A 4,920-nucleotide genomic window follows, 5' to 3' on the forward strand; every position below is an offset into this window, starting at 1 on the left:
CGGGGCGGGCAGCGGGGGAGGGGCGTCGCGCGGCAAGTACCGGCGCAGGGGGCGCGGCCTGACGGGGGCGGGACCGCAGTGTTTCGGGGGGGCGGCGTGGCGGGGGGGGGGGCGCGTGCGGACCGAGGGGTCGCGCTCGGCGGGGGGATCACGCCGGGCGGCGGCGGGAACCGGCTCGCATTGGACGGGCGACGCGTCACCGCGGCTCTGACGGACCAAGGTGCCATGCCCGCAGGCGCCTGCGTGCTGGCCTGCGGCGGCGCGCATGCAGACCCGGCCTGGCTCGCCCGGCTCTGGGGCGAGGCCGCACGCGGCTTCGTCAACCGCGGCACGCCCCATGTCCGCGGAGAGCTATTGCGCTGGCTGCTGGCGGCGGGGGCCCTAGGCATCGGTGACCCGGCTGGGCTCTATCTCGTAGCCGTGGACGCCCGCTCGCCGGCGGCGGACGGCGGGATTGTCACCCGCATCCGCGGCATGCCGCTTGGCATCGTCGTGGACCGCGACGGCCGCCGCCGGCACGACGAAGGTGCCGACACTGCCTCCACCCGTTATTCCCGCTGGGGGCAGCGGCTGGCGGCCTACCCCGGACAGATCGGTTGGCTGGTGCTGGACGCCGCCGGGCTGCGGGCGACGCCGGCGGCGCTGTACCCGTCCATCCAGGCACAGAGCATCCACGCCCTGGCCGCGGCCGCCGGCATCGACGCCAACGGCCTGCGCGCGACGGTGGACACCTACAATGCGAGCCTGCAGCAACCGGAGGACATGGACGATGCGGCCGGCTGGCACACCGCCGGGCTCGACCCGCCCAAGTCCGCCTGCGCCAACCCCATCGTCGAGCCGCCGTTCGCGGCCTACCCCATGCGCCCCGGGGTCACCTTCGCCCACCACGGCATCGCCGTAGACACCCGCACCCGGGTAGCATGGGCCGATGCTGGACACCTGGACAATGGCTTCGCGGCGGGCATGATCATGGCCGCAAACCTGATCCCGCAAGGTTATGTGTCCGGCCTCGCCGTCAGTATCTCGCTGGTGTTCGGGCGCATCGCCGGCTTCGAGGCCGCGCAGGCCGCGGGCCGCGCCGGAGCCGACTGTGGGTCCCATTGATGACCCGTGGGAGCGGCATCCCTGTCGCGACAAACCCGTTGGAGCCGACCATGGCCGCCGTTGACCCCGGCACCTCTGCAGAAGCCGCCGAGGCCCGCCGCCAGCTCGCCATCTGCAATATCTGCAACTACTGCAATGGCCTTTGCGCCGTGTTCAGCGCCGCCGAGCGCCGCCGCCGACTCACAGACGGCGACCTCGACCAGCTCGCCAACCTCTGCCACCACTGCCGCAGCTGCCTCTACGACTGCCAGTACGCACCGCCGCACGCCTTCGCGGTGAACCTGCCGAGGGCGCTGGCCCGGCAGCGCTGGCAAAGCTTTGCCCGCTACGCCTGGCCGCGGGCTTTGGCCCGGTCGTTCGATGGCAGCGGGCGCTGGACGGCGGGGCTTGCGGCGGCGGTGGTGCTGGCGTTCACGCTGGCGGTGGTGCTGGCGGTGCCGACGGAGACCCTGTTCGCCGTGCACACCGGTCCGGGCGCCTTCTACCGGGTGGTGCCGTTTGGCGTCATGACCGGCGGGGCAGCGCTGAGTCTGGGCTTCGCATTGCTGGCCATTGGCATCGGGGTTGCGCGCTTCTGGCGGGCGACGGCGCCAGCGACAGCTGGGGCACCGCCGCGCAGCACCGGCATCGGCACCGCGCTTGGGCGCGCTGCGCTGGACCTGCTGACGCTCAAGAACCAATCCGGCGGCGGCCCCGGCTGCGCGGACCTGGATCACCGTCCGTCCCGGTTGCGGCGGCGCTTTCATCACGCGGTCTTCTACGGCTTTCTGCTCTGCCTGGCCTCCACCATGGTCGCCGCCGGACAGCACCACCTGCTGGGCCAACAGGCGCCCTATCCGCTGCTGAGCGCGCCAGTGCTGCTCGGCACCGCCGGCGGCATCGGCATGGTGGCGGGCTGCATTGGGCTGCTGTGGCTGCACCGCCGGGAGGACCCCTCACCCACTGACCCGGGCACCCGTGGCGCCGACGTTGCGCTCATCTGGCTGTTGCTCGCCGTCGCCGCAACCGGCCTGGCGCTGCTGGCGCTGCGCGGGACGGGGGCTAGGGGGCTGCTGCTCGCGGTGCACCTGGGCACGGTACTGGCCCTGTTCGTGCTGCTGCCCTACAGCAAAATGGTCCATGGCGCTTACCGAGCCGCGGCGCTGCTGCGGGATGCGCTGCAATGACCCGCCATCGACCGTGCGAAGCATGAGGCAACCCACACCGGCCACTATTCTGGTCCTCGGCGGCACCAGTGAGGGCTATGCGCTGGCCGATGCACTGACCGACAGATCGGATCTGCGCGTCGTAACCTCGCTGGCCGGGCGCACGCCCAATCCGCGCCGGCCCTCGGGTGAGCTGCGCGTCGGGGGCTTCGGTGGCACCGATGGCCTCGCGGCCTATCTCGCAGGCCACCACGTTGCGGCCGTCATCGACGCGACCCACCCTTTCGCCGCCACCATGGGCGCGCATGCTGCCCAGGCTTGTGCAAGGCTTGACGTGCCGCTGTTGCGCCTGGAGCGCCCCGCCTGGAGCCCCGGGCCGGGCGATCGCTGGGAGCAGGTGAGCGACTGGTACGGCGCGGTCATCGCGCTGCGCACACTGGGTGCCCGCCGCGTGCTGCTGGCGGTGGGCCGCCAAGAGCTCGCGCCCTTCGCGATGCTGGACGATGTCTGGTTTCTGGTGCGTTGTGTTAGTCAGCCGGACCCACTGCCGGCCTTCGCCCATGCCGAGCTGCTGCTGGACCGCGGGCCCTTCGACCTGGACGCCGAGCGCGCGCTGCTCGAGCGCCACGACATCGACTGCATCGCGTGCAAGAACAGCGGAGGAGTCGCGAGTGCCGCCAAGCTCCAGGCCGCCCGCGAGCGCCGCATTCCGGTGGTGATGCGAGAGCGCCCGCAGCGGCCGACGCTGCCGACGGCACCAGACGTTGCGACTGCCGTGCAGTGGCTGCGCGGAGCGGTAGGTAACGGAGCGGGCGGGTAGTCTACGGAAGGGAGTGCCCACGCCTGCAGTCAGCCCTAATAGTATCTGGGCGTATAGACCCAGCACCCACCGTCAGGCCGCTCGATGCGCCGTGTGCGTGAGGAGCCGATGATCACCACGGTGCGCATGTCCACCTGCTCGGGGTCGAGCTTGCCAAGGGTGGTGACCTCGAGCTGCTCGCCGCTGCGGGCGATATTGCGGCCGAGCACGACGACGGTGTCCGCGGTGCGCTGTTCGCGGATCACGGCGAGCGCGCGGGCGAACTGGTCCGGCCGGGCCTTGGAACGGGGGTTGTACAGGGCCAGCACCAGGTCTGCCTCGCACACCAGCGTGAGGCGGCGCTCGATCTCCGCCCAGGGCTTGAGATTATCCGAGAGCGATAGGGCGCAGAAGTCGTGCCCCAGCGGCGCGCCTGCCAGGGCAGCGGCGGCTTGGGCCGCTGACACGCCGGGCAGAATGTGCAGCGCAACGCGATGCCAGGCAGGGTCTTCGGCATGCTCCAGCGCCTCCAGCACGGCGGCGGCCATGGCAAAGACGCCCGGGTCGCCGGAGGAGACCAGCACCACCCGCGCGCCGGCGGCGGCGAGGCTGAGGGCGTGTCGGGCGCGGTCCAGCTCCTCGCGATTGTCGGACGCATGCACGCGCTGCCCGGGGCGAAAGGGACCCGCTAGGTCCAGGTAGGTCTGGTAGCCCAGCACGTCGGTGGCCGCAGCCAGCGCGGCACTCACTTCAGGAGTCCGTTGGGCTTGCGAGCCCGGGCCAAGGCCGACGACGGTGAGGCTGCCGGTGTCCGAGCCCTGCGGGGGTACTTCACTCACGCGCCCTGCCACGGCGCCCCGGGCAGCAGCAGCATGGAGAAGTAGGGCACTGTCGTCGGGTCGATGTCGGCCAGCGGTACGCTGCGCTCGCCGTGCATGCTGGCGCGCTCCACGTAGAGGGCACGGTCGGCGAGCCCGAGGCGGGTCAGCACGCGGCGCACCTTCGCAAAATTGCTGCCGAGCTTCATGATGGCGGCCGCTTCGGCCTCGGCCAGGCGGCGCTCAAGCTCCGCCTCCGGCAGCGTGCCCGCGAGCACCAGCAGGCTCTGATCCCGATACACCAGCGGCGTGCCGAGCGCCGCGGCGCTGGCGACCACCGAGCAGACACCCGGCACCACTTCCGCCCGAAAACGCCCGGCCAGCCGATCATAAAGGTACATGAAGGAGCCGTAGAAGAAGGGGTCCCCCTCGCACAGGGCGGCCACGTCGCGGCCGGCGGCGAGATGCCCCGCCACCAGCTCGGCGGCGCGGTCGTAGAAGCGGCGCATGGTGCCTTCGTAGTCGAAGGGCGGCGCCGGGATGCGGCCCGTCACCGGGTACACCAACGGCAGCAGGATCTGGTCCGGTCGCAAGTAGTCCGCCACTGTCGTATAGGCGTTGCCGCGCTTTTTTGGGGCCGCATAGTAAGCCACCACCGGAGATGCGCGCAGCAGCCGCAGCGCCTTCAGCGTCAGCAGCTCAGGGTCGCCGGGACCGACGCCGACACCGAACAGCCGCCCGACGGTCTGCTCCGGGGCGCGGCTCCGCGCACTCTGCCCGGCGGTGGCGCCGGAGTGCGGCGGGCTCAGCGCATCTGCATGGGCATCGAACGGGCTCATGCGCTGCGGTGCCCCGCGGTGTGCTCGACGCCCAGCGCCTTCACGGCGGCGGCGGCCATGGCGCTGCCGCCGCGGCGGCCGGGCAGCGTGACAAAAGGCACGCCGCGGCTGTTCTCGGCCAGGGCCTCTTTGCTCTCGGCCGCCCCGACGAAGCCCCCCTGGAAGCCCTCGATTAGATCCTGACCCCGGGCCCCCCCGTCCTACCCTTTCCGCAA

5 protein-coding genes and 1 pseudogene are annotated in these 4,920 nt (G+C 71.8%); 3 read left to right on the top strand and 3 right to left on the bottom strand.

The window, feature by feature from the left end; genetic code table 11:
• Positions 1-225: 225 nt before the first annotated feature.
• Genes I6U14_RS10885 through I6U14_RS10895 form a run of 3 tightly spaced genes read left to right on the top strand, consistent with a single transcriptional unit; the run spans position 226 to position 3,069 of the window.
• Positions 226-1,104 (top strand): FAD-binding protein, encoded by an 879-nt coding sequence (locus tag I6U14_RS10885; protein ID WP_296899252.1) that lies wholly within the window; start codon positions 226-228, stop codon positions 1,102-1,104.
• A gap of 50 nt (positions 1,105-1,154) precedes the next feature.
• Positions 1,155-2,270 carry a tricarballylate utilization 4Fe-4S protein TcuB gene (gene tcuB / locus I6U14_RS10890; RefSeq protein WP_296899254.1) on the top strand — a complete coding sequence of 372 codons (1,116 nt, stop codon included), beginning with the start codon at positions 1,155-1,157 and terminating at the stop codon, positions 2,268-2,270.
• 22 nt (positions 2,271-2,292) lie between these two features.
• The gene (locus tag I6U14_RS10895) at positions 2,293-3,069 is read left to right on the top strand and encodes a cobalt-precorrin-6A reductase (protein ID WP_296899256.1); all 777 of its coding nucleotides are present in this window, start codon (positions 2,293-2,295) and stop codon (positions 3,067-3,069) included.
• A 35-nt stretch (positions 3,070-3,104) separates the two neighbouring features.
• Here the strand turns inward: I6U14_RS10895 and cobJ are convergent, their stop codons facing one another.
• From cobJ to I6U14_RS10910, 3 genes and pseudogenes are all read right to left on the bottom strand, one after another.
• Positions 3,105-3,887: a precorrin-3B C(17)-methyltransferase gene (gene cobJ / locus I6U14_RS10900; RefSeq protein ID WP_296899257.1), complete on the bottom strand. Its 783-nt coding sequence runs from the start codon at positions 3,885-3,887 to the stop codon at positions 3,105-3,107.
• Positions 3,884-4,705: a precorrin-2 C(20)-methyltransferase gene (locus I6U14_RS10905; RefSeq protein ID WP_296899259.1), complete on the bottom strand. Its 822-nt coding sequence runs from the start codon at positions 4,703-4,705 to the stop codon at positions 3,884-3,886. The genes cobJ and I6U14_RS10905 overlap by 4 nt, the downstream gene beginning before the upstream one ends.
• Positions 4,702-4,881 (bottom strand): annotated as a pseudogene (locus tag I6U14_RS10910) (precorrin-8X methylmutase); the annotation flags it as partial. The pseudogene I6U14_RS10910 and the gene I6U14_RS10905, both read right to left, overlap by 4 nt.
• Positions 4,882-4,920 lie beyond the last annotated feature (39 nt).

This window comes from Thiohalocapsa sp. (genome assembly GCF_019695415.1).
Taxonomy (GTDB): Bacteria; Pseudomonadota; Gammaproteobacteria; order Chromatiales; family Chromatiaceae; genus Thiohalocapsa.